This is a genomic window from Candidatus Clavichlamydia salmonicola, from assembly GCF_015356765.1.
Taxonomy (GTDB): domain Bacteria; phylum Chlamydiota; class Chlamydiia; order Chlamydiales; family Chlamydiaceae; genus Clavichlamydia; species Clavichlamydia salmonicola.
The window spans coordinates 167,029-191,793 of the sequence record NZ_WTCQ01000003.1 but is presented as its reverse complement, the minus strand read 5'-3'; the positions used below and the strand labels follow the sequence as shown (position 1 = coordinate 191,793).

At 33.3% G+C, this 24,765-nt stretch carries 18 protein-coding genes and 1 tRNA gene; 4 read left to right on the top strand and 15 right to left on the bottom strand.

Features of this window, described 5'->3' with window-relative positions:
* The first annotated feature begins 91 nt into the window (after positions 1-91).
* The 3 genes from CLAVI_RS04035 to CLAVI_RS04025 all read left to right on the top strand — a co-directional run bounded on the left by CLAVI_RS04035 (position 92) and on the right by CLAVI_RS04025 (position 1,754).
* Positions 92-889, top strand: a complete 798-nt coding sequence (locus tag CLAVI_RS04035; RefSeq protein ID WP_194844307.1) for an AsmA family protein — start codon at positions 92-94, stop codon at positions 887-889.
* A gap of 113 nt (positions 890-1,002) precedes the next feature.
* Positions 1,003-1,074: transfer RNA gene (locus tag CLAVI_RS04030), tRNA-Asn, on the top strand.
* Between the two features lie 110 nt (positions 1,075-1,184).
* Positions 1,185-1,754: a biotin transporter BioY gene (locus CLAVI_RS04025; RefSeq protein WP_194844306.1), complete on the top strand. Its 570-nt coding sequence runs from the start codon at positions 1,185-1,187 to the stop codon at positions 1,752-1,754.
* Between the two features lie 66 nt (positions 1,755-1,820).
* Here the strand turns inward: CLAVI_RS04025 and CLAVI_RS04020 are convergent, their stop codons facing one another.
* The 8 genes from CLAVI_RS04020 to CLAVI_RS03985 all read right to left on the bottom strand — a co-directional run bounded on the left by CLAVI_RS04020 (position 1,821) and on the right by CLAVI_RS03985 (position 12,400).
* A complete protein-coding gene (locus CLAVI_RS04020; protein WP_194844305.1) occupies positions 1,821-4,664 on the bottom strand; it encodes a valine--tRNA ligase in 2,844 nt (947 codons plus the stop codon).
* Between the two features lie 172 nt (positions 4,665-4,836).
* The gene (locus tag CLAVI_RS04015; RefSeq protein WP_194844304.1) at positions 4,837-5,262 is read right to left on the bottom strand and encodes an ATP synthase subunit C; all 426 of its coding nucleotides are present in this window, start codon (positions 5,260-5,262) and stop codon (positions 4,837-4,839) included.
* Positions 5,263-5,283: 21 nt separating this feature from the next.
* Complete coding sequence (locus CLAVI_RS04010; protein WP_194844303.1) at positions 5,284-7,224, bottom strand: V-type ATP synthase subunit I domain-containing protein; 1,941 nt, start codon at positions 7,222-7,224, stop codon at positions 5,284-5,286.
* The gene (locus CLAVI_RS04005) at positions 7,221-7,835 is read right to left on the bottom strand and encodes a V-type ATP synthase subunit D (RefSeq protein WP_194844302.1); all 615 of its coding nucleotides are present in this window, start codon (positions 7,833-7,835) and stop codon (positions 7,221-7,223) included. The genes CLAVI_RS04010 and CLAVI_RS04005 overlap by 4 nt, the downstream gene beginning before the upstream one ends.
* Positions 7,832-9,136, bottom strand: a complete 1,305-nt coding sequence (locus CLAVI_RS04000) for a V-type ATP synthase subunit B (RefSeq protein ID WP_194844301.1) — start codon at positions 9,134-9,136, stop codon at positions 7,832-7,834. Before CLAVI_RS04000 ends, CLAVI_RS04005 begins: the two co-directional genes overlap by 4 nt.
* Complete coding sequence (locus CLAVI_RS03995; protein ID WP_194844300.1) at positions 9,133-10,911, bottom strand: V-type ATP synthase subunit A; 1,779 nt, start codon at positions 10,909-10,911, stop codon at positions 9,133-9,135. The genes CLAVI_RS04000 and CLAVI_RS03995 overlap by 4 nt, the downstream gene beginning before the upstream one ends.
* Positions 10,908-11,708, bottom strand: a complete 801-nt coding sequence (locus CLAVI_RS03990) for a DUF2764 family protein (RefSeq protein WP_194844299.1) — start codon at positions 11,706-11,708, stop codon at positions 10,908-10,910. Before CLAVI_RS03990 ends, CLAVI_RS03995 begins: the two co-directional genes overlap by 4 nt.
* Positions 11,709-11,752: 44 nt before the next feature.
* Positions 11,753-12,400, bottom strand: coding sequence for a hypothetical protein (locus CLAVI_RS03985; RefSeq protein ID WP_194844298.1), 648 nt, complete (start codon positions 12,398-12,400; stop codon positions 11,753-11,755).
* A 115-nt stretch (positions 12,401-12,515) separates the two neighbouring features.
* Between CLAVI_RS03985 and CLAVI_RS03980 the strand changes: the two genes are divergently transcribed.
* The gene (locus tag CLAVI_RS03980) at positions 12,516-13,202 is read left to right on the top strand and encodes a hypothetical protein (RefSeq protein ID WP_194844297.1); all 687 of its coding nucleotides are present in this window, start codon (positions 12,516-12,518) and stop codon (positions 13,200-13,202) included.
* Here the strand turns inward: CLAVI_RS03980 and CLAVI_RS03975 are convergent.
* The 7 genes from CLAVI_RS03975 to rplK form a co-directional block, all read right to left on the bottom strand.
* Entirely contained in the window at positions 13,199-14,191 is a 993-nt protein-coding gene (locus CLAVI_RS03975) for a transaldolase family protein (protein ID WP_194844296.1), read from the bottom strand. The genes CLAVI_RS03980 and CLAVI_RS03975 overlap by 4 nt on opposite strands.
* Before the next feature lie 131 nt (positions 14,192-14,322).
* Positions 14,323-18,501, bottom strand: a complete 4,179-nt coding sequence (gene rpoC / locus CLAVI_RS03970; RefSeq protein ID WP_194844295.1) for a DNA-directed RNA polymerase subunit beta' — start codon at positions 18,499-18,501, stop codon at positions 14,323-14,325.
* 34 nt (positions 18,502-18,535) lie between these two features.
* Positions 18,536-22,294: a DNA-directed RNA polymerase subunit beta gene (gene rpoB / locus CLAVI_RS03965; protein WP_194844349.1), complete on the bottom strand. Its 3,759-nt coding sequence runs from the start codon at positions 22,292-22,294 to the stop codon at positions 18,536-18,538.
* A gap of 241 nt (positions 22,295-22,535) precedes the next feature.
* Positions 22,536-22,931, bottom strand: coding sequence for a 50S ribosomal protein L7/L12 (gene rplL, locus CLAVI_RS03960; RefSeq protein WP_194844294.1), 396 nt, complete (start codon positions 22,929-22,931; stop codon positions 22,536-22,538).
* Positions 22,932-22,953: 22 nt separating this feature from the next.
* Positions 22,954-23,472: a 50S ribosomal protein L10 gene (rplJ, locus tag CLAVI_RS03955; protein WP_194844293.1), complete on the bottom strand. Its 519-nt coding sequence runs from the start codon at positions 23,470-23,472 to the stop codon at positions 22,954-22,956.
* A gap of 15 nt (positions 23,473-23,487) precedes the next feature.
* Positions 23,488-24,186, bottom strand: a complete 699-nt coding sequence (gene rplA / locus CLAVI_RS03950) for a 50S ribosomal protein L1 (protein ID WP_194844292.1) — start codon at positions 24,184-24,186, stop codon at positions 23,488-23,490.
* Positions 24,187-24,228: 42 nt separating this feature from the next.
* The gene (rplK, locus tag CLAVI_RS03945) at positions 24,229-24,654 is read right to left on the bottom strand and encodes a 50S ribosomal protein L11 (RefSeq protein WP_194844291.1); all 426 of its coding nucleotides are present in this window, start codon (positions 24,652-24,654) and stop codon (positions 24,229-24,231) included.
* Positions 24,655-24,765 lie beyond the last annotated feature (111 nt).

The following is a 24,765-nucleotide window of genomic DNA, read 5'->3' as shown; positions in this document are numbered from 1 at the left end:
ACAACTTAAAAATGACTCTTTTCATATCTTTTTTTATGAAAAGAGTCTTTTTTTTATAGTAATAATTAATTAATTCAATTAAAAATTAACTATGTTTAAATTAATCAGAACTTTTATTTCTTCCATTTTTCTTGTATTTTCCCTGGTTTTTGCTTATGGGTGGATTCAGAAAGAATCTTTTGTTGAGCGCATTTTACAAGAGGCTATTGGCTGCCCTATAACCGTTAGTAAAATTCGACTACATGGAAAAGGTTTAATACTAAAACATGTATATATCTATAATCCTATTCAATCAGATATTTTCCCTTATGCCTTTGAAGCAGAAAGTATTCGTTTAGATATCGCTTTCTTAAAATTATTATTTAAAATCCCTGAATTAGAAAATATTGTTATCACTAAAGGATGTTTTAATATTTTGCTTCCTTCTCGATTTTCTAAAGACAGTAATTGGTCTATTATTTTTAAAAATCTTAAACGTGATCCTGCTTCCTTTTACTTTGGATTAAAAAAAATAAATTTATATGACCTTCGAGTTCAAAGCATGAAACCAGGAATGCGGGACTTGCAATCACTCTACTTTAAACAATCATCCTTTCAATACATAGGGCAACAAACTCGTCAGCATTTATCTCTTAATGATGCTATATCTTGTATTTCTTATTTACCCTTAATAGATGCAGCAACTTCTAGCCCTCAGCTTAAAGGATTATTAAGTGATATTTACTTCCCTTTATCTAAAACTTTTAAATCACTAAGTCCTTCCATTATATCATCACCTGAAATTTTAAATTTTCAACAAGAAGCTCTTACCCATAATTTTTACTCCTTTAACCATGATAATAGCAAAGAAGAAACTATAGAGTTTCTTAATACTTTTTTCTTTCGCTAAACTCTTTTCTGACCCAAATTCATAATTTCAATTACAAATTGTTTCTATTTTTGCAAAAATACATTAAAAATATTTACAAGTATTTCTTATGAAGTGTAGAATCATCAGTTCATTCCGGAATAGCTCAGCGGTAGAGCAGTAGACTGTTAATCTATTGGTCGTTGGTTCGAATCCATCTTCCGGAGTCCTTTTTTCTTCTTTAAGATTCCTAATTATTGACTTAAATCTCTCTCGCTTGCACTTTCAGAAACTCTCTGCTATTATATGGACTTGATAAATATAATTAGGTGTTCTCATGTATGAATCTTCTTTTTTATTTTTGATATCTTCACGTAACAAAATATCAACACATATTCAAACTTTTATATGTATTTTAGGTGGCATTTGCTTAATGTCATTATCAGCACACATTGCTATACCTTTATGGTGTTCTGTTGTCCCTCTTACTTTACAAACAGCCATGCTTCCTCTTATAGCTTGGACTTTTGGGAAAAAAAAAGGCACTAGCATTATCCTTTTCTATATTCTACAAGGTATAATGGGAGTTCCTTGCTTCGCTGCTGGTGCATCTGGATTAGCTTATGTAGTATTTGGCCCTACAGGAGGATACTTAGCTGCTATGCCCATCATGGCTTACTTCATAGGTAAATTTTCTGATAAGCAAAATAAAAAAGTTTCAGCTAATTTTCTTGGACTGCTTTTCTTAATGTTAGGAACTTGCTTAACACTAGGATCTCTTCGATTAGTTCCTATGCTGGGCTGGAAACAAGCTTTTCTTTCTGGCATGTTGCCATTTATATTAACAGGAGCCATGAGTAATTTTTTTGTATTCTATTTTACTCTTGCACGTTTTGGCAAAAAATAAGCTTTTTACTTATGCATAAAAAAACCCTGAATTTTTATTTTCAGGGTTTTTTATTAAATTAATGCATTAATTATTAATATTCATTAACTGTATTTTATCTTTAATAAATATTTCTTCTTGTCTTAAAGATTCAATTAATTTCTTTTTTTTATCTACTAAAGAAGAATCTGCTTTAGACATAAATTCAGAATTAGCTAAAAGAATAGCTACCCTAGATTGCTGCTCTATAATCTTTGTTAACTCTTTATTAAGTCTTTCAAGCTCTTTATCAGCCATCTCTTCAGGAAGAATAACTATGACTTTTATTCCATCTGTAAAAGCATGGGAACCAAATGCCTCTACAGGCTCTTCTTTAGTTAAAGTGAATTGATGTGCACGAATCAATGATTTAACTATTGGTGCATATAAATTTCCTTTTTTCATATTTTTACAAACAAGAATTACATCTACTGGAGTTTTAACAGAGATGCCCATCTCTCCACGAATTTTGCGAATAGTGGCTACTAACCTCGCTGCAACAGCAAAATCTTCTTCTATATTTTTACTAATATCTTTTTTTCTTAACACCTGTGGATATGGCGCTTGCATACATGATGGACTTAATAAAAAATCTACAATAAAAGTAGTATAAACATCTGCTCCTTTTCTCTTTTGAAGGCCTGTCATCTTCTTCTTCAACAAACCAAACAGTTCTTCTGTGATAAATGGAATAAATGGATGCATAAGACCTATAGAACAAGTAAGCAATATCAATAAAATCTTTTGCTTATTTTTACGCTCTTGAGATGTGCCATGTTTAGAAAATAAATATGGCTTTATAATTTCTAAATAATTAGAACAAAAATCATTCCAAAAAAATTCATAAACATTTATTGAAGCTTTATCAAAAGAATAACCACTTAGATCTTGATTAGTACTTTCACATAGTCTATTTAGAATAGAAAACATATATTCATCTTCTAATGAGAATAAATGATGATCTAATCCCTCTGAAAAATCTTCTCCTGAAAGATCCTCTAAATTCATTAATACAAAACGAGCACCATTCCAGATCTTATTAATGAAGTTTTTAAATTCTTCAAAACGTCGATAATCTAAGTCAATTTGTGGTGATTGGTTTGCACATGAGCATAAAGTCATTCTAACTGCATCAGTACCATATTTAGCAATTACATCTATGGGGTCTATAACATTGCCTTTACTCTTAGATAACTTTTCCCATTTAGAAAAAACATCCACTGGCACAGGCTTTTCTGATGTATCATACGCATATTTTTCTTCACCTGTTACATAGGTCAAGCTGCCATCTATATTTTTTCTTTTATAAGATTTTCCATAAATTAACCCATGAAGAAAAACATGTTCAAATGGTGACTTTTTAGTTAACCCTCCACCCATTAATAACATGCGTGCGACCCAGAAAAACAAAATATCATGCCCTGTTACTAAAACAGCTGATGGATAAAATTTCTTCCATTCAGGAGAATTTTCATCAGGCCAATTAAAGCATGTTAATGGCCATAAGCCTGAAGAAAACCATGTATCTAAAACATCTTCATCTTGATACCAATCATTTGGATTATTTTTAACTTCTTCTGGTTCACCATCTTCAATATAGCAAATCATCTTTGTTGGATCTGTTTTGTTATACCAAATAGGAATACGATGACCCCACCATAATTGTCTGCTAATACACCAATCCCTTAAATTATCTATCCATCGAAAATATGTAATTTCCCAATTTTCTGGAAATAACTTAACTTGAGATGATTCTATAACATCACGTAACCATGGAACAAATGATTCTACTTTCACAAACCATTGATCAGATAAAAATGGTTCAATAACAGCTCCTGAACGATATGATACTCCTACATGCATAGAATGAGCTTCTTTTTTAGCTAAAAAGCCTTGTTCCCTTAGAGCATTAACTACAGCTTGCCTGGCCTCTTCCATCGTCATTCCAGAAAATGATCCACCCAGCTCATTTAATCTTCCATTGGGTAGCAAAATATTGATACTTGGTAAATTATGATCCCTTCCAATTAAGTGATCATTAAAGTCATGAGCAGGAGTGATTTTGACTGCCCCTGTACCAAACATAGGATCAATACGATAATCTTCAATAATAGGTATTTTCCTTCCCGATAAAGGAATTTGTACCTGTTTATTTTTTAACATAACATAGCGAGGATCATCTGGGGATACTGCAACAGCTGTGTCTCCAAATAAAGTCTCTGGCCGAGTTGTAGCAACTGTAATAACTTCTTCACTATCAATAACTGGATAATGAATATACCATAGAAAGCCTTCTCTATCTTCATACTCAACTTCATCATCAGCTAAGGCGGTTTCTGTAACTGGATCCCAATTAACAAGGTAATTACTTCGGGCAATTAACCCTTGATCAAAAAAACTTTTAAAAACTTTTTTAACAGCAAAGTTAGATCCACGATCCATAGTAAAACGTAATCGTGACCAATCGCATGAACAACCTAATTTTTTAAGCTGTGACAATATTGTTGTTTCACACTGCTCTTTCCAAGAAAAAACATGCTCTAAAAACTCCTCTCGAGAAAAATGATATCTTTTTTTTCCTAAACTTACTTCCAAATGACGCTCAACAACAGATTGAGTAGCAATACCAGCATGATCTGTTCCAGGAACCCATAATACTTCGTATCCACTCATTCTTTTCCATCGAATTAGAGTATCTTGTAATATATTTACAAGCGCATGTCCCATGTGCAGAACGCCAGTGACATTTGGAGGAGGCATGATGATAGAATAAGCTGGCTTCTCTGAATAAGGATTGGCTATAAAAGCCCCAGAAAGTTCCCACGCTTCATAACAAGATGATTCAATTAACTTTGGATCATAACTCTTAGGAATTTCAAAAGAATCTTCCATACCATCTCCACGAATATAAGAAAAATCTGGTTAGATTTTTTTAATAAAATTTAACCAGATTCATTAATTAATAAATTAAAAAAAGAAGAAATCTTCTATTTAAAAAATCTAAATTTAATATGTATTTTTAAATAAAAACAAAAAATTCCTTAAAATGAATTATCATGAAAAATTACAACAATAATAACGCAAAAACAAAAGCAAATAATGCAAATGACTCAACAATACCTACTGCAGCAAAGCATTTACCATACACTGCTTCATTTCTAGCAAAAGCATGAATCGCACTTACGCAACATTTTCCTTGCATCCATGATGACATCAATAATGCCACACCAACTGACAAACCAATAGCAATCCCACCCACAGAGGATAACGTTCCATCTTGAATAGCATTCTTCATCAATAACATTAGAATAAATCCATAAATTGATTGAGAGGCTGGCATAGAAGCAATTCCAATTACTTTTCCATGTCCTTCTTCAATACGACTCATTATAGCATGAGAAGCAACACCTGCAATTCCACAACCTATAGCACTTCCTGCCATAGCAAGACCCAATAGCAAAACAGGGCCAACAACAGTAATATCTGTCATAATAAGGATCTCCTTAATAAATTATTCTTCTATTTGGATTTTTTTTAGTGGAGAAAATAATTTTCCTCCTCCTTCAAACCCATAGTGATACCATTCAATAAAATTCAGTCGTAGGCCATGAATGACTCCACCCATAACACCTAATAAAATATTAACTGAATGTCCAAGCAATAAAACAACTATACCTAAAACTAACGGCAAAGATGCCGCCATTTCATTAAAAGTTTGAGCCATCATCCCTCCAGCCAAAGCTAAAGCATAAAGCCTTACATATGATAGTACATCTGAAAACACCTGAATAACTAAAGCTATTTCAGCTAAACCTGCTATCTTTTTTTTAATTAAGATAAATACCATAGCTAAACTGACACCACCATAAAGCATCCACATGCCCCATTGACCACATAATATGGGTGATAGTCCAAATAAATAATTAACTATTGTAAATGTCCCCAAATACACAGGAACATACAAGTAACAACCTAGCATAAAAATAATCCATCCTAGCCCACTTACTTCACTTCTTAAATGTCTAAGAAAAGCCATAGTCAAATGAATCACACCAATAAATAAAGCTATTTCCATCGCAGCTTGTCCAGCTAGCATATCATATATAGGAAATACAGTTCCCTGTTTAACAACATCTGTACAAAAAGATAATCCAGTCTTCGATTGTTGTAATTTTGGATATTCTTTTAATAATTCTTTATAAACTGCAGGTTTATTCTTTATTAAATAATCAGCTTTTTTAGTAACCAATAAATGTTTTAATGAAACTTTTTTTAAAGAACTTAAAGGTGATATATGTAATCCAAAAAATGCAGAGTCCAATACTCCCCAAACAACGCAAGCAAGACTTAATATCATGGCTAATTTCACAAATCTTTTTGTAGCTTGTGGAATTTTTTTCTTTTTTGATTGTAATCCAAATAAACCTAATCCTAAAGCTAATAAGAAAATTAAACCATATCCTGCATCTCCAATAATAATAGAAAAAAAGCAGATAAAACTACCTAATACCCATTTAGAAGGATCTTTTTCTTGAGAAGATGGAATATCATAAAGAACAACTAAGTCTTCGCCTAATTTTCCCATTGTTTTATTTTGTAAATATGTAGGAATCACTTCATCAGGATCAATAGTTAACTCTTCAATGAAAACAGTCACTGATTGAGCAAGTTTGCTTACCTGCTCTAACTGTTCCACAGGTACCCATCCCTCTAAAGCAAAATATTTATCATTTAACAAAAGTGCAGATGCTGATTGCACACTTTGTAATCGAAATTTATCAACTTCTTGAGCAAAAGCTTTTCTTAAATGAGTTTGGTTATCAGAAAGAATTTTTAATTCTTTTTCAATTTTTTTAATCTGCTGCTCTTTAACTACTACTTCTTTATTTAAATCTTTTAAAGAAATTTGGATAGAAAATTTAATTCCTTTTTTACAACAAGCTTCACATTCACCTATCAAGACAAAAAAAGACCTAGCTAAATGATGGGTGATAAATACTACATGATCATCCTCATTCTGTGCAGCTGGGATATGACCTTTTATACATTCATAAAAACTAATTGGCTTTTTAAAGGATAGAGATAAATGTTCTATATCAGCAAGAGTAACATCTCCTATAGGAGTAAGTTTTTCTATTTCTTTATACAAATGTTTTAACTCATCCATTATTTTGGAATGAGTATGATATAGTTCTATAATTCTTTCGACATGATGCATCACTGCAGTATTCTGATTTTGATCAGTTAATCCAGTTTTTTCTGATAATTGATATTCTTGAACCACCATTAATGCTTCAGAAATCAGCCCCGCATCTTCTGATAATACTTTGTGAGATAACTCTTTAGATGCACCTATAAATTCTACTTCTGACTGATCACGACATAATTTTAAAAACTGCTTCCGATTATCTTTAGGGCCAAAGAACAATATTTTTTTTAATTTCGCTCTCATATGGCCCTACTATTCTTCATTTGTAATTTTTTTTTTGCCATTTTGATCTGCCCTAACGTAGAAATAGCCTGATCTTCTAAAAAAATTCTAATTTTTTTAATATTTTGAAGAGTTTTAGGAATTAAATTTTTTTCAAATAAACTAACTCTCAAAGAAATAGTATGTAGCTCTTTATCAAGTATTTCCTTATTTTTATTAACTTGCTTTACTTGTTCAAATACTTTTTTAAAATTTCTTAATTGCTCTATAAATGAATCCCACCAAACAGGTGTATCTATAATACCACAAAAAAATTCTTTAAAATCTATGTAATCAACAAATTTGACTTCCATTCCTGCTATATTTCTTTTGCGATAGGAAATTTCTTCAATTTGAAGCATATCCTTAATAGGGCAATGAGTTGGGACAGTAAATAAAATTGCTGACTCCATTAAAACATCTCGAAAAGCATCCAACTTTTCTTTTAAGCAATCTTGTTCATAAAGCATTTGATCCACTTCACACTGCAATAACACTTTCTTTAACTTTAAAGTTGGCAAATATTGCTCTAAACGAGCTAAACGAGACATCTCTCCTTTAAGTTCATTTTTTGTGAGTCGCAACGTTTTCATTCATTCAACCAATAAGTATCTATCAAATGTTTCTTTATTCCAACTTCATCTCGACTAAAACATGTTGCCAAAATCTTCCATCCTACATTTAAAGCATCATCTAAAGGTAAATTGACATCTGGATGCATTAATTCGTTTTCAAACAAAGTTGCAAATTGTACAAGTTTTTCATCCCATGCACTTAAACGAAAACCCATAGAAGATCTTTCTTTAGCTTTACCTGAATCTGCATACAAACGAACTAAAGCATTCGCTAAATCTCCATGATCTTCCCGAGTAACCTTACCTATTACTAATTGTTTCAAACGAGAAAGAGAACCAAAAGGATCAATTCGTCCACCCTTCATGTAAAACTGGCCTTCTGTAATAAATCCAGTATTATCTGGAACAGGATGTGTAATATCATCACCAGGCATAGTAGTTACACTTACAATAGTGACAGATCCTCCTCCTTTAATCTCAACAGCTTTCTCATAACGAGAAGCTAAATCAGAATATAAAGAACCTGGATAGCCTCTATTTGCTGGAATTTGATCCATTGTCACTGAAATTTCTTTCAATGCATCCGCAAATGCAGTCATATCACTTAAAAGAACTAAAACATTTTTGCCTTTATCTACAGCAAAACGTTCTGCACAAGCTAAAGCCATGTCTGGAACTAAAATACATTCTACAGAAGGATCTACAGCTCGATGAACAAACATTACTGTTTTTCCTGCGGCTCCATGATTTTCTGCGTTATCCATAAATAAACGATAATCAAAAAAAGATAATCCCATTCCACCAATAACTACTACATCTGCATCTGTTTGATTACAAATTCGTAAAAGTAGTTTATTATATTCTTCGCCTGGAGCAGCAAAAATAGGAATTTTTTGTGATTTAACCAAACAATTAAACACATCAATTAAAGGAATATTGGTACGCACCATTTGTCTGGGTGCTGCTCGACATACTGGGTTAAAACATGGTGTATTAATAGGCAAAGGATCGCCTTGGATAGGATTACCCCCATCTATTGGTAAACCTAAACTATTAAAAGACCTGCCTAATAAGGAATTATCAAAAGTAAATTCCATAGGTCTATGTAAAAAAACAACCTCATCAGAAGTGGAAATTCCATTAGTGCCACCAAAAACTTGTAAAGTAACTGCATTACCATCAAAAGCAATGACAGAGCTCAAAAACTTACACCCATCCTTTCGTTTAATCATTACCAAATCCCCTAAACCAGCTTTATCAGCTTCCAGAGTAATTAAGCTTCCTTTAATATTTTGAATTTTCGTATATACTTTTTTCACGAAACCTCTCTAATGTGTTGCTCCACAAATTGTTCAATAGCTTGATTATTTTCTTGATACTCTACTGATTTAAACACTAATGCATTCAAGTTTTTAATTTTACTTTGTAAAATTAAGAAATATTCTCTAATACTATCCCCATCACTATATGCAAATGATGTATTAAAAATCTTTTGCATCAATTTAAGTAACTCTAATTGTCTTTCTGAAGAACAATAATTATCTACAGGATCAAAAGCATTTTGTTGAAGATAACAAAAATCATAAAGCTCTCCTTTTAAAAATATTTCCATATCAGAAATAGAAATACCATCAGAACCAACAACTTCCATACGCTGTTCAATTTCATTACGCTCTTCTAGCAATTTTTGAGCTTGCAGAACTGTATCCAGCCATCCTAAAGAATGCTTTTCCATTACAATACCTACCTGATCTAAATACTTAGACCAAGAAATTAAAGGATCTATAGCTGGATAACGTCTTGAATCTGCTCGAGCTTTTGATAAGCCACAAAATGCGCCTACAATACTCAAAGTTGCACGCGTAACAGGCTCTTCAAAATTACCTCCTGCTGGTGATACTGATCCACAGATTGTTAAAGAACCATGAATACCTTCTTGTAAAGCAAGAACACCTGCTCGTTCATAAAAAGCTGAAATACGTGATGAAAGATAAGCTGGAAAAGCCTCTTCACCAGGAATTTCTTCTAATCGCCCTGACATTTCTCTTAATGCTTGCGCCCACCGAGAAGTAGAATCAGCAAGTAACAAAACATCTAATCCCATTTGACGATAATATTCAGCTATAGTAATCCCCATATATATTGAAGCTTCACGAGCAGCCACTGGCATTGAAGATGTGTTGCAAATAATCGCAGTGCGATTAATTAAAGGCTCTTTAGTATAAGGATCATTTAAAAATGGAAACTCTTGTAAAACCTCTACAACTTCTCCAGCTCTTTCTCCGCATGCACATAAAATCACAACATCAGTTTTAGCATAGCGAGAAAGATGATGCTGAAGAACTGTTTTTCCTGCTCCAAATGGTCCTGGCGTACAAAATGTTCCACCCTTTAGCACAGGAACTTGCGTGTCTAAAATCCGTAGCCCTACTGATAGTGGTTCTGTTGGAGAAACTTTTTGCCCTTCAATTAATGGTTCTTTAATAGGCCATTTTTGTAACATTGTAAATTCTTGATCGATGCCATCAGGACCCTTCCCTTTTGCTACCACAGTATTTACAGTATATTTACCAGGCGATATAACCCATGTAATATTAACTTTATGAAAGCATGAAAAAGGCAACATAACCTTATGGCAAAAATGACTTTCTGGCACTGTTCCTAAAACATCGCCTCTAATTAAGGCATCTCCTACCTTAGCTACTGGCGTATAATCCCATAGCACTTGATGATCCAGAGCTGTTACATAAACACCTCTTTTCAAAAATGCACCTGTTTGAGGAGCTAATACTTCTAGTCGATTTTGTAAACCATCTACAACATTTTTGAGTAATCCTGGACCTAATTCTGCTTCTAAACGATGACCAGAAAATTGTACTTCATCGTCCATTTTGACCCCATGGGTCTCCTCAAAAACTTGTAACTTTGCTTCAGAACCACAGATTTCGATTGTTTCAGCTTTTAGCCCTACACCACCCGTTATGACAAAAGCCACTTCACCTTGGCAAATGTTACCTTCGAAAGATACCTTTAACAAGTTTCCATATGCCTTAACAACCCTTCCTGAGGCTCCCTGCAATTTTTTGTTCTTCATGCTATAGCCTTTTCAATTAATGTTATCTTATCTTCTAAAGTAGAAGAAAGCGTAAACTGCTGTTCTGCAATTAATGATAATGTCATATGTGCTAATACAAAATCAGAAGAAACAAAATAACTCTTTGCCTGATCACTAATAAATCTAGATTCATAGGATAATAACTGGCTTCTTAACAAAGAGGGTTTTTGATAATAATCATTTAATATAATCGCAAGTTCTTCATACTGTTGCGGCACTAAAAATATTGGATTGTCTTCATGACAAAAAAGATATTGTGTTAATGGATCATTCATTTCTGTTTTATGCAAAAATTCACTTAATCGCTGACTCTTTTGCTTAGCTCGATAACTTGCTAATAAAATCCTTAAATCACTTTTAAATTGAAGATATTCTCCAATAAATCCTGGAGTATCTTTATAAAAAAAAATAAAAGCTTTTACTAGTTCAGAAAAATGCTTAAGCCTGTCTTGATCAGTTAAATATGCGTTAAGAAAATCACAAAAAAATAACTGTAACTTTTCTTCACTTGAATATATTTGAGTTTTTTCAATTAGAGAAAATTTTTCATTAAGAGCTTCATCACCATATTCACAAGAGAAATTCAGTGGTTGTCCTGCCCATAACATCTGCCAATTTGATAAATCAAAAAATCTATATAATATTTTTGCTTTATTTAAATCAGCTACAGAGAAATGATCTTGAATTAACGTAAATATTTCAGAAAAAGAAAATTCAGAAACCATATCACTATTTCGAGGATAAATCAAAGAGGATAAAAAATAATTTTGTCCCATTATACCCTCTTTACTAGATTTCTAAAAATTACCACAATCATTCGCTATAATTGCTCTGCAGATTTTTTTTTCCCAAAAAGCATATTTCTAAAATCTTTCTGAAGATATCTTTGAAAATGATCTTCTAATGATTCTCGATCAATTTGAATAATGAATTTTTTGTTAACAATTTGCACATGAACACCTGTTGAAAATGATCCATTAATAACTTGCTTATTTTTTAATTTTTTCACTAAGAGTGGGGCCAATAATTTATTGATACTCTCTGCAGAAATCTTAGAACCAATACTCACCATAATATCTGAATCAAGTCCTTCTTCCCTAAAGGATGTTATGAGTGCTTCGATCAATAGAACAATATTTTTTTCATCAGAAAGCTCTTGGTCTAACCATTCACTAAGACTATCACCAAATAATACATTTTCAATGTCATATTTTAATGCATCTATTACACGTTGAAAACTTACCCTTAAAGCCTCTTCACCTGAATTCAAATATTTTTTTACTTGCTCTTGGCTTTTTTCTTTTTCTAAGTTTGCTTCTTTTTTAGCTAACTGAATGATACTGTGAGCTTCTTCATGAGCATTTGCTATAATCGCCGCTGCTTCTTTTTCTGCTGGCTCAAGAGTATCTTGTCGTAGTTTACGACAAATATCTTCCAACTTGTTTGTGCCATCTTTGGATATTGACATGAGATTAAACCCTCGAAAATGGTCATAAATTCGGTTTTATCTTAAAGAAAGCTTGCTTTATGATTCAACTTAATATAGACAACGGTACATCTTTACCCCTTATTACTAAAAAATAATGAAAAAATTTTTCTTAATCCTTTTTACTATTGCTGTTAGCACTATCTCTATAGAAGGGAAAGAACCTCAACAAATTAATGCGCATAAAAAAAAAAGAAAAAAAAATCAAACATCCTTTTACTCAAATAAAAAAACTCCTAAAAAATCATCACGTCATTCTAAAATTCAAAATCAAGCTAATTCAATAAACGATGAGGTACCATCCTTTTCTATTTCAGAAATTGGTGTATGCTCTATTTTAATTCCATCTACTTGGCAACAATTTACAGATAAATCCCTTTTGCCAAAAACTTTATGCGCGTTATACATTGAGCCTGGCAACCAAAATGGGCTGGCACCAACATTGAGCATTGCAATAGAAAATACTTCTTTTTCTATGAAAAATTATGTACAGCAAGCAATGCAATATCATAAAAAACAATCTTCGACTCGTTTTTGTCGTATAGAAGGTTCCTTAACAACTTCTGATTTTACCTTTGAAATCATTCATCTTGAACAATACTCTGATATTGGCGCTGTTGCGCTGTTACAAGCTATTACTGTCATTGATGATCAAGCATATGTTATTAATGGCAGTTGTTCTCAAGAACGTTTTGATCAACTAGCTAATATTTTTTTACAAAGCATTTCTTCATTTAAGATTAAATCTTATAAAACATTATTACAAAAAAACTTTAATCATTAAGAAAAAGCTGAATGATTTTTAATAAAGTCTTCTAATGCTATAGCATCTTTAGTAAAACGCTCAATACCATTTTTCAATAAATCTTTTGCCATAAGATCTTCATTTAAAGCGTTTGTGAAATCATTTTGTGTTACATGAGGTAACGCAGCTATGTCCATTTTTATTGCTTGATCAGAATTTAAATGCTGCTGAATCCTTTTTGGATCAATATGAGCAAGTTCTTTTAAAAATGATAAACCAATAGTGATCAAATCACATCCACATAAAGATAAAATTTGATCTAAATGACGAAATGAGGCTGCCATTACTAAAGTTTTAAACCCAAATTTTTTAAAATAATTATAAACATATGAAACAAAAGCAACACCTGAATCTTTAGATGTTGCGCCTATTTGTGGAATAACCTGAGGATTATTGCGATACCATTCTGTAATACGTCCTACAAATGGCGAAATAAGAGTGACATTTGCCTCAGCACACGCTAAAGCCTGAACATGATTAAAAATTAAAGTTAAATTACAATGAATCCCTTCTTTTTCTAAGATCTCTGCAGCATGAATCCCTTCCCATGTAGCTGGCACCTTAATCAAAATCCTATCCTTAGCAACTCCTAATTGATCATACATCAAAATTAAACGCCGTGCTCTTTCTAATGTAGCTGTTGTATCAAAAGCTAAACGTGGATCAACTTCTGTAGATACTCGCCCTGGAATTAATTTTAATAACGATACCCCAATAGATACTGTTAAGTAATCAGTAATATAGCCAATCTTTTCAGAATCAGCCTTATTAAGACTTTGACTCCATTTTGATACTTCTTTTACAGTATCTTCATATATTGCAGAAGAAACAGCTGAAATAATTAAACTTGGGTTTGTTGTAACATCCTGAATCCCTTCAATATGAGAAATTTCAAATGCATCAGCGCCATCTGCAACAACAATACTGCATTTTGAAAAGCTTGAAGGTACCACATCTTTTGTGACCATATAACAGAATCCTTATATGAAAAATAAATAGATAAAATGAATATATAATTTTTTAATGTTAAAAAATATGATATTACACATTAGAAAGAAAATAAAAAAGCCCTCAATAAGAGGGCCTTTTTATTAATATTTTATGAATTAAGCAGCACATCATCAAAATTGAAAATCAGCTCCTCAGCACCTTTATCAAGATACTGTTTCACACGACAATGAACATCAAATCCTGTCCCACCTGGTATGACATGACCCATAATAACATTCTCTTTAAAGCCTAATAAGTAATCCACCCTGCTTGAACATGCAGCGTCAGTTAAGACTCTTGTAGTGTCTTGGAATGAAGCAGCTGAAATGAAAGAATCAGTTCCTAAAGATGCTTTCGTAATACCTAAGAGAACTGGAGCAGCCTGCGCTGGTTTTCCACCTTCTTCTTCTGTACGACGATTTTCTTCATAAAATTCTTTTTTCTGAACTTCTTCACCAAATAATAGTGTTGTATCACCTGGATCAAGAATTCGTACTTTTTGTAGCATTTGTCTAACAATAATTTCAATATGCTTATCATTAATGTCTACACCTTGAAGACGATAAACTTCTTGTACTTCATTTACTAAATACTTTTGAAGCTCACGTACACCACAAATTTCTAGAATTTCATGAGGAACAACTAACCCATCAGTTAATTGCTGTCCTTTGATCACTGCATCACCTTTTTGAACTATAAGGTGTTTAGTCAAGTTGATCAAATGCTCCTCTTCCATACCTGTACTTTCGTCTCTTACGACAACAATACGTTTATTTTTTTGAACACCTTTAAAATCTACTGTTCCATCAATTTTTGCAATTTCAGCTGCTTCTTCAGGTTTTCGTGCTTCAACAAGCTCAGCAACCCGGGGCAACCCTCCAGTAATATCCTTTGTTCTAATAGCACCTCTTGGTAAACGTGCTAATAAAATACCTGGTTCCACATATTCATTCTCTTCAACAGAGATAATAGCCCCTGAAGGAATAGCATATGTTCCAACTAATTCTTTAAAATCAGGATCAGAATAGATAGCAATCTGTGGATGTAATTCTCCACGATGTTGTTTCACAATTAATTCAACTAAGCCTGTATGCTTATTTGTTGCTTTCTCTGTAGAAACACCTTCTATAAGATCTTCATATTTTACATAACCAGGACGATCACAGATAATTGGAATATTATGTAATTCAACTTCTGCAATTTTCATAGTTGCGCGAAGCTTTTCTCCATCTTTAAGTAAGACTTTTACGCCTAACTCTACAGGAAAAGTTTCTAATGGCTCTATAGATTTTGTATTCAAAAGCTTTTTATATTCTTCAAGAGAACGCCCTTCATCTCTTACAACATGAAGAGAACCTTTCTTATTTAAAACTAGAAAATGACCATTTTTATCTTCTACAACACGTAATTCCATATAAACTAGAATACCATCATGAGCAGAAACAATCTCAGGCATAAACGAAGTAGCAGCAATACCACCTAAATGGAATGTTCTCATCGTTAACTGTGTGCCAGGTTCTCCAATAGATTGAGCAGCAATAATACCTACAGCTTCTCCCAATCCAACTAAACGACCATTAGCTAAATTTAATCCATAACACCTAGCGCAAACACCTCTTTTACTCTCACAAGTTAAAGTAGAGCGAATTGATATCAAATCAATTCCTGAATCATCAATCGCTTCTGCTTGTTGAGCTGTTAACACATCTCCTGTATGAGCAAAAATATGACTCTTATTACCTGGCTGACAAATATCCTCTGCAACTGTTCGACCATAAATACGATCTCTCAATGGCAAAAGTTCTTCTTGACCTTGTCTAACAGCAGCAACTTCAATACAATTCAATGTACCACAATCTTGTTCTGTAATAATGACATCTTGAGCAACATCAACCAAACGTCGAGTTAAATATCCAGAATCTGCTGTTTTTAACGCTGTATCCGCTAATCCTTTTCTAGCACCATGAGAAGAAATAGAATATTCTAATACTGTTAAGCCTTCCCTAAAATTAGAAGTAATAGGTGATTCAATAATAGCGCCTGTTGGCTTAGCCATTAATCCTCTTAATGCTCCTAACTGCTTTAGCTGAGATTTATTACCTCGAGCTCCAGAATCAATCATCAAGAATAATGGATTATGCTTACTATTCTCTACTTTGCTAATTTCAGTATAAAGCGCAACAGACAACATATCCGAGACTTCAGTCCAAATACTAATGGTTTTAGAATGACGCTCTCCATCAGTAATAATCCCTTCATCATATTGTTTTTTAACAATTGCTACTTTTTGATGCGCTTCTAATAAAACCTGTTTTTTAATCTCTGGAACCTTAATATCCTTAAGACCCATAGAAACAGCAGCTTTTGTAGCTTGATAAAATCCAAGATCCTTCAAATCATCCAAAAATCGAACTGTAGCTTCTAACCCTACTTTTTTATAACAATTCAAAATTAATTCACTAATTCGTTTACTTGGCATAGCATAATTTTGAAAGCCTAATTCCACAGGAACAATCGTATTGAATAATACACGACCTGGTGTAGTTTCAATAATTTGTCCTTGTATACGCACTTTAATAATTTCATGAATATGTAATCCACGACCTGTAACATCTCGGCGATTATCTAAACGCTCATTTAAAAATTCTCCAGCATGGATAGCTAGAAGAACTTCTTTTTCATCTTTGAAAATCTTAATTTTTAGATTATGTGCTTCTGGATCATATATTGGATCTGCCATCAAATAATAAAGACCTAAAGTCATATCCTTGGATGGAATAGCAACTGGTTTACCAGAAGATGGTAAAAAGATATTATCAGGAGCCATCATCAAAATTTTAGCTTCCAATTGCGCTTCTACAGAGAGAGGTACATGGACAGCCATTTGATCTCCATCGAAGTCAGCATTAAACGCTGCGCAAACAAGTGGATGTACTCGTATAGCTTTGCCTTCAATAAGAACTGGTTCAAAAGCCTGAATTCCTAAACGATGTAAAGTTGGAGCACGATTTAAAAGAACTGGATGCCCTTTAATAATCTCTTCTAATACATCCCATACTTCAGAAGCACCACGCTGAATCATCTTTTTAGCAGAACGAATGGTATATACATACCCTAAATCTTTAAGCCGCTTTATGATAAATGGTTCAAATAACTCTAGAGCCATTTCTTTAGGCAAACCGCATTGATTAAATTTCAATTCAGGACCAACTATAATTACTGATCTACCTGAATAATCAACCCTTTTACCTAAAAGATTTTGACGAAAACGTCCATTTTTACCTTTAAGCATTTCTGATAAAGATTTTAAAGAACGATTCCCTGCACCCATTACAGGATGGCCATGACGACCATTATCAAATAAAGCATCTACTGCTTCTTGCAACATTCTTTTTTCATTGCGAACAATAACTTCAGGCGTTTTTAATCGTAAAATAGCCTTTAAGCGATTATTTCTATTTATCACACGTCTATAAAGATCATTTAAATCTGAAGTAGCAAAACGACCTCCATCAAGTGGAACTAATGGTCTTAAATCTGGTGGAATCACAGGTATATTGCGCATAACCATCCATTCAGAATGATTAGAAGAAGTGACAAAGCCTTCAACAATTTTTAATCTTTTAGCCAACTTCATCCGTGCTTGCTGAGATTTTGTTCTTCTCAATCGCTCTTTTAAATCGACAAGTAAAGCCTGAAGATTTTCATTTTTTAAAAGATCATAAATAGCTTCTCCACCCATTTTAGCAACAAAAGCATCTTTACCCCATTTACCTATTGCATCTCTATATTGAGCATCATTAAGTAATTGCTTTTTTGATAAATCTGTTGTACCTGGATCAATGACTACACTTTCTTCATAATAAATAACTCTTTCTAAATCAGACGCTGAAACACCTAAAATATTTCCAATACGCGATGGTGTCGTTTTAAAAAACCAAATATGTACTACAGGAACAGCTAACTCTATATGAGCCATACGTTCTCGTCGAACCTTAGATAAAGTAACTTCTACGCCACAACGATCACAAACGATACCTTTATGCTTAATCTTTTTATATTTACCACAACAGCATTCCCAATCTTTAGTTGGACCAAAGATTTTTTCACAAAAAAGACCACCTTTTTCTGGCTTGAAAGTTCGATAATTAATCGTTTCTGATTTTTTTATCTCTCCACAGGACCATTTATCACGAATCACAGAATCAGAAGCAATTCCAATTTCTAGTTTATCGAACATATCAGCTCTTTCTGTTAATCCTAACTCTCGAGAATTATCTTCGAACATCAAACCCTATCTCCTAAAACTAAATTCTTCTTTATCATACTTCTACCATCTTCGTTTGGACGTCCAAGCCTAAACCTTGCATTTCTTTAATTAATACATTAAATGACTCTGGAGTTCCTGTTTGTAACAAGTTTTCTCCTTTAACAATTGATTCATAAATGCGTGTTCTTCCTGCAACATCATCAGATTTAACAGTTAAAATTTCTTGTAAAACATTAGCAGCTCCATAAGCTTCTAATGCCCAGACTTCCATCTCTCCAAATCGCTGGCCACCCATTTGAGCTTTTCCACCTAATGGTTGTTGCGTTACTAAAGAATATGGTCCTATGGAACGCGCGTGAATTTTATCAGCAATCAGATGACTTAACTTCATAATATAAATATAACCAATCACTACTCGATTATCAAAACGTTCTCCATTTCGACCATCATACAAGAATGATTTTCCATCTATAGGTAGATTTTGCTCACCCATCATTGTCCAAATAACAGACTCTGGGAAACCTTCAAACACAGGACTTTTTACATGTATCCCTGCTTTTTTGGCAGCGTAACCTAAGTGAGTTTCTAATACTTGACCCACATTCATCCGAGAAGGAACCCCTAATGGATTCAAAATAATTTCAACAGTTTCTCCATTGGGAAGATAGGGCATATCTGCTTCTGGAACAATCTTAGAAACAACGCCTTTGTTTCCATGACGTCCTGCCATTTTATCCCCAACTTGAAGTTTTCTTTTAGAAGCAACATAAACCTTAACCTGACGAATAACGCCATGATCTAAATCTGTATCACCTTTTCTAATTTGCTCAACTTCTGTTCTATAATCTGTTTCAACTTGTTGTAATAAAATTTCATACTCTCTTAACAAAGAACGTAGAACATCATATATCTCTAGAGAAGGCATAATTAAATCAATAAGTTGTTCTTTTTCAACTCTTTCAATTAATTCTTGGGTAAATATTTCACCCTCTTCCAAAAGAATTTCTGCTGTTCTTCTATGTATTACAGTAGCTGGAACTTTCTCATTAAGAAGTAAAGCTCCTAATTTTTCTCGACTTTCCATTTTGATAACAGCTAATCGATTTTTATAATTTTTCTGTAAATCTTTTAAATGAAGAGCTTCTTCTACTAATTCATCATCTGTTTTAGACAACCTATCTCGACGACTAAACACCTTGATATCCATTACAACACCTTCAGTCCCAGGAGGAACTGTTAATGAAGCATCTTTAACATCTGCGGCTTTTTCACCAAAAATAGCACGTAATAATCGCTCTTCAGGAGCTAATTCTGTTTCTGATTTTGGAGTGATTTTACCAACTAAAATATCTCCTGGCTTAACTTCTGCTCCAATTCGAACAATACCATCTTCTCCAAGATTAGCTAATGCTTCCTCAGAAACATTTGGAATATCTCGAGTTATTTCTTCTTTTCCTAACTTCGTATCCCGAGCTGTTAATTCAAATTCTTCTATATAAATAGAAGTATAAGCATCTTCTCGAATAAGTTTTTCAGAAATAATAATAGCATCTTCAAAGTTGTATCCATACCAAGGCATAAATGCGACTAAAACATTTTTCCCTAAAGCCAGCTCTCCTTTATCTGTAGCAGGACCATCAGCAATGACATCTCCATAAGATAATACATCACCTACTTCACATAAAGGCTGCTGATTAATACATGTCCCTGAATTAGATCGAATAAATTTCTTTAAATTATAAGTTGTTTTTTCTAATAAATTATGCTTAGAAGCCACAACTATCTGGAAACCATCCACATATTCTACAACACACTCTTTTTCATTAATCAGCAATGCGCCTGAATCTTTTGCTGCACGTCCTTCTAATCCTGTACCTACTATAGGAGCTTCTGTCTTAAGTAATGGTACAGCCTGACGTTGCATATTCGAACCCATCAATGCGCGGTTAGCATCATCATGTTCTAAGAAAGGAATTAAACCAGTAACAATAGACACTAACTGTTTTGGAGAAACATCCATGTGAGTGATTGTATTAGTATCAGCTTCATAAGCTTCTCCCTGAGAACGTGCCCAACAAATTTCTTCAGCAAACATATTGTTTTCTAATTTAGCTGAAGCCTGAGCAATGACACAATTTTCTTCAGAATCTGCTGCCATATATTCAATTTCTTCAGTAACAATACCATCTTTAACTACACGATAAGGAGTTTCAATAAATCCAAATTCATTAATTTTTGCAAATGCAGATAAAGATGTAATCAAACCAATGTTTGGACCTTCTGGAGTTTCAATTGGACAGATACGACCATAATGACTTGAGTGCACATCTCTCACTTCAAAGCCAGCTCGTTCTCTATTTAATCCTCCTGGACCAAGCGCAGATATACGTCTTTTATGTGTTAACTCTGCTACTGGATTTGTTTGATCCATAAATTGAGATAATTGCGAACGTCCAAAAAAGTCTTTTAAAACACTTGCCAGTCCTTTAGCAGAAACAATTTTTCCTGGAGTTAAGGTATCAGATGAAAAATCAAATAAATTAATTCTTTCTCTAACAATTTTTTCCATGCGAGATAGCCCCACACGGCATTGATTTTGTATTAATTCACCTACAGATCGAACACGTCGATTTGCTAAATGATCAATATCATCCACTTTTGCATTACCATTACCCATTTTCAAGTTAATCAAATACTTTAAAGCACCAATAACATCTTCCTTAAGAAGTGTTTCATTAGTTAAAGTGGCATCATCAATAGTAAAACCTAATTTACGATTAAGTTTATAACGACCAACTCGACCTAAATTATAACGCTTAGGATCAAAGAAAAGTCGCATAACAGCTGAACGAGCATTAGATAATGTAGCAGGTTCACCTGGACGAATTTTTCTATAAAAATCTTTTAAAGCTGCCTCACAAGAATCTGTGGGATCTTTGACAAGCATTTTAATAACTGAATGAGTTTCATCAATTCCTTCTGCAATCTTTACTGAACGAATACCTCCATCAAGCATACGTTTTAACATTGCAGTACTCATTTTTTCCCCAGCTTTACCAAAAACTAAGCCAGAGTCACCTTCATTAACAACGTTATCAGCTAAAATCATTCCTACAAGATCAGCAAAATCTTTTTCACCAGTAAGTGGCTTAGAAACAACATTAAAGAATTCTTCAATAATATCTGCATCAGAAGAGTAACCTAATGCCCTAATAAATGTTGTAGCAAGAATTTTACGACGACGTTTTTTTCTATCAACATAAATGTATACCAAATCATTAATATCAAATAACGCTTCTAACCAACTTCCTCGATAAGGAATAATTCTAAAAGAAAAAAGCATCACGCCTTTTGGATGTCTTTCTTGTTCAAAACTAATCCCTGGAGATCTATGAACTTGAGAAACAACAACCCGTTCAGCGCCATTAATAATAAAAGTTCCTTTATCAGTCATTAAAGGAATAGTGCCCATATAGACTTCTTCTTCTTTAATTCCTGTTTCATCAGTTAAACGAAAACGAACTTTTAGTGTCACATTATAGCTAATACCACGCCGAATACTTTCTTCAGGCGAATATTTTGGAACTCCTAAATTATATGAAAGAAACTCCAACACAGTAGCTTCATTATATGATTTAATAGGAAAAATCTCTTGAAAAACTTCCTGTAATCCTATTTTTTCTCTTTCTTCAGGAAATCTATCTGCCTGAAGAAATTGACTATACGATTTTATTTGAATTTCGATAAGATTGGGAAGATCCAAAGTATCTTCCTTTGTGGTAAAGCTGACGCGTTCTGGCCATCTTTTCAGCATGTGACCTCTCCAATAATACTGACACTAAAAACTTCCTTTTCAAATTGTTTTTCTATAAAAACAATAAAAAATAGGAAGCAAAATCTATTGCAAATTTTCAAAACATACCCTAAACATAGGATTTGTTTTAACAACATTGAACCAAGAAGGAAAAAAACGAAAACACAAATCTTACGCGTTTTTCCTTCTAATTAAGTATTTAAATAATTTTTCTTGATATTCACTCAAGAAAGACTAATTAGATACCTTTCATAGATACTTTTCCACCAGCATCTTGAAGTTTTTTCACAACTTCTTCTGCTTCAGTCTTAGAAACTTTCTCTTTGACTATTTTAGGTAATCCTTCAGTCATTTCTTTAGCTTCTTTTAAAGCCAATCCTGTCATTTCACGAATAACTTTCAATACAGAAATTTTCTTATCTGCAGGAACTTCTTCAAGAGAAACCATAAATTCTGAAGGTTCAACAGAAGCAGAAGCATCTCCTCCAGCACCAGGAGCCATCATCATAGCTGCCATAGGAGCTGCAGCAGTAACATCCCATTTTTCTTCAAGCATTTTTTTCAATGTCGACAAATCTAATACTGATAAGCCGCTCAATACTTCGACAATTTTTTCCAAATTTTCCGTAGCCACAGCTAAATCCTCTTTGTTTTTTTTATTCTTGATTCTTTTTTATTTTTTCTTCCATGCAATTAAGCACACTTGTAAGCACTGCTTGCACAACACCTACTACATTAGCCAACGGAGCTTGTATCAATCCAACAAACTGAGCTCTTAATTCTTTTATACCTGGAAGAGCGGCAATAGCATCCATTTCTTCTGATGTATAAGAGGATTCTTCTATTCGTCCTCCTAAAATCTTGAACACATTATTATTTTTTTTGTTGAATTCAATGATGTTCTTAGCTAACTGAGCTATATCTTGTTTACCAAATAAAACCCCCATATGCCCTTCAGTATCTTCGAGAGGTACTGAAACACCAGCTGATTCTGCAGCTTTCAAAAATATAGTTTTTTTAACAACTTCAAACTCTCCATCTAAATCAAAAAGCGTATTACGAAATAATCTTGATAATACTGCTGTTAATCCTTTATAAGAAATTACAACAAATCCATTAGATTCTTCGATCTTACTCTTTACTTCATCTAAAAGCAGTGATTTTTCTTCCTTCATATCATCCTCTCATCATTACAAAGACATCATTTCTTTCAAGTCAACACGAAGGCCTAAACCCATGGTAGAAGAAACAGCAAATGAAATTAAATATTGCCCTTTAGCAGAAGCTGGCCTAGCACGAAGTACTGCTTGAATAAAAGATTTTATGTTTTCATTCAAAGCTTCTTCAGAAAAAGAAAGTTTTCCTACCCCAGCATTACATACCCCATTACGATCAAGCCTAAACTCAATCTTTCCTTTTTTGAGCTCTGCAATAGCTTTACTAATATCTGTCGTTACAGTTCCTGATTTTGGAGAAGGCATAAGGCCTCTAGGCCCTAAAATTTTAGCAATCTTTCCAATCTCTCTCATCATATCAGGTGTTGCTACAACAGCATCAAAGTCAGTCCAACCACCTTTGATTTTTTCAATCAAATCGTCATTACCAGCAAACTCAGCACCTGCCTCAATAGCTTCCAATAATCTATCACCAGAGGCAAAAACCAAAATAGATAATTTTTTTCCTGTTCCATGAGGAAGAAAAACTGGTCCACGCACTTGCTGATCAGATCGTTTAGGATCAACACCGATCTTAAGAGATACATCGATAGTTTGATCAAACTTAACTGGAGCAGAGGCTTTCAAAATTTTAATAGCATCTAAAAGAGAATATGTTTGTTTTACATTATATTCTCCTAAAAGATCTTTTATCCTTTTACTCTTTTTTGTCATAACTGCATTAAAGTCCTAATCTAAATCTAAATATTGCCGGTTTTATTCGACATCAATCCCCATACTTTGGGCAGTCCCTCGAATCATCTGCATAGCAGAATCCATGGACACAACCCCTAAGTCAGGATATTTTCTTTCAGCGATCTTTTTCACTTGATCATTTGTCAATTTTCCAACTTTATCGCGATTTGGAATTTTAGAACCTGATTCCAGCCCTAATTCTTTCTTAATAAGAGATGATGCTGGTGGTTGTTTGGTGATAAATGAAAAACTTTTATCAGCATAAACAGTAATAATAACTGGCAAAAGCTCACCAACTTTATCCTGAGTAGCTGCATTAAACTCCTTACAAAAACCCATAATATTGACCCCCGCAGCACCTAAACAAGGTCCTATTGGTGGAGCTGGATTAGCTTTTCCAGCAAGAATTTGTAACCTAAGATATTTAACTATCTTTTTCTTAGACATAAAGAAACCTTTTCAATACGTATTATCAAAATTTCAATTCACTGAAACAATTGAGGAACAGATCTGGGCATTATAAGAAGAAAAGAATTTAGAATATACTGATTTCATCAT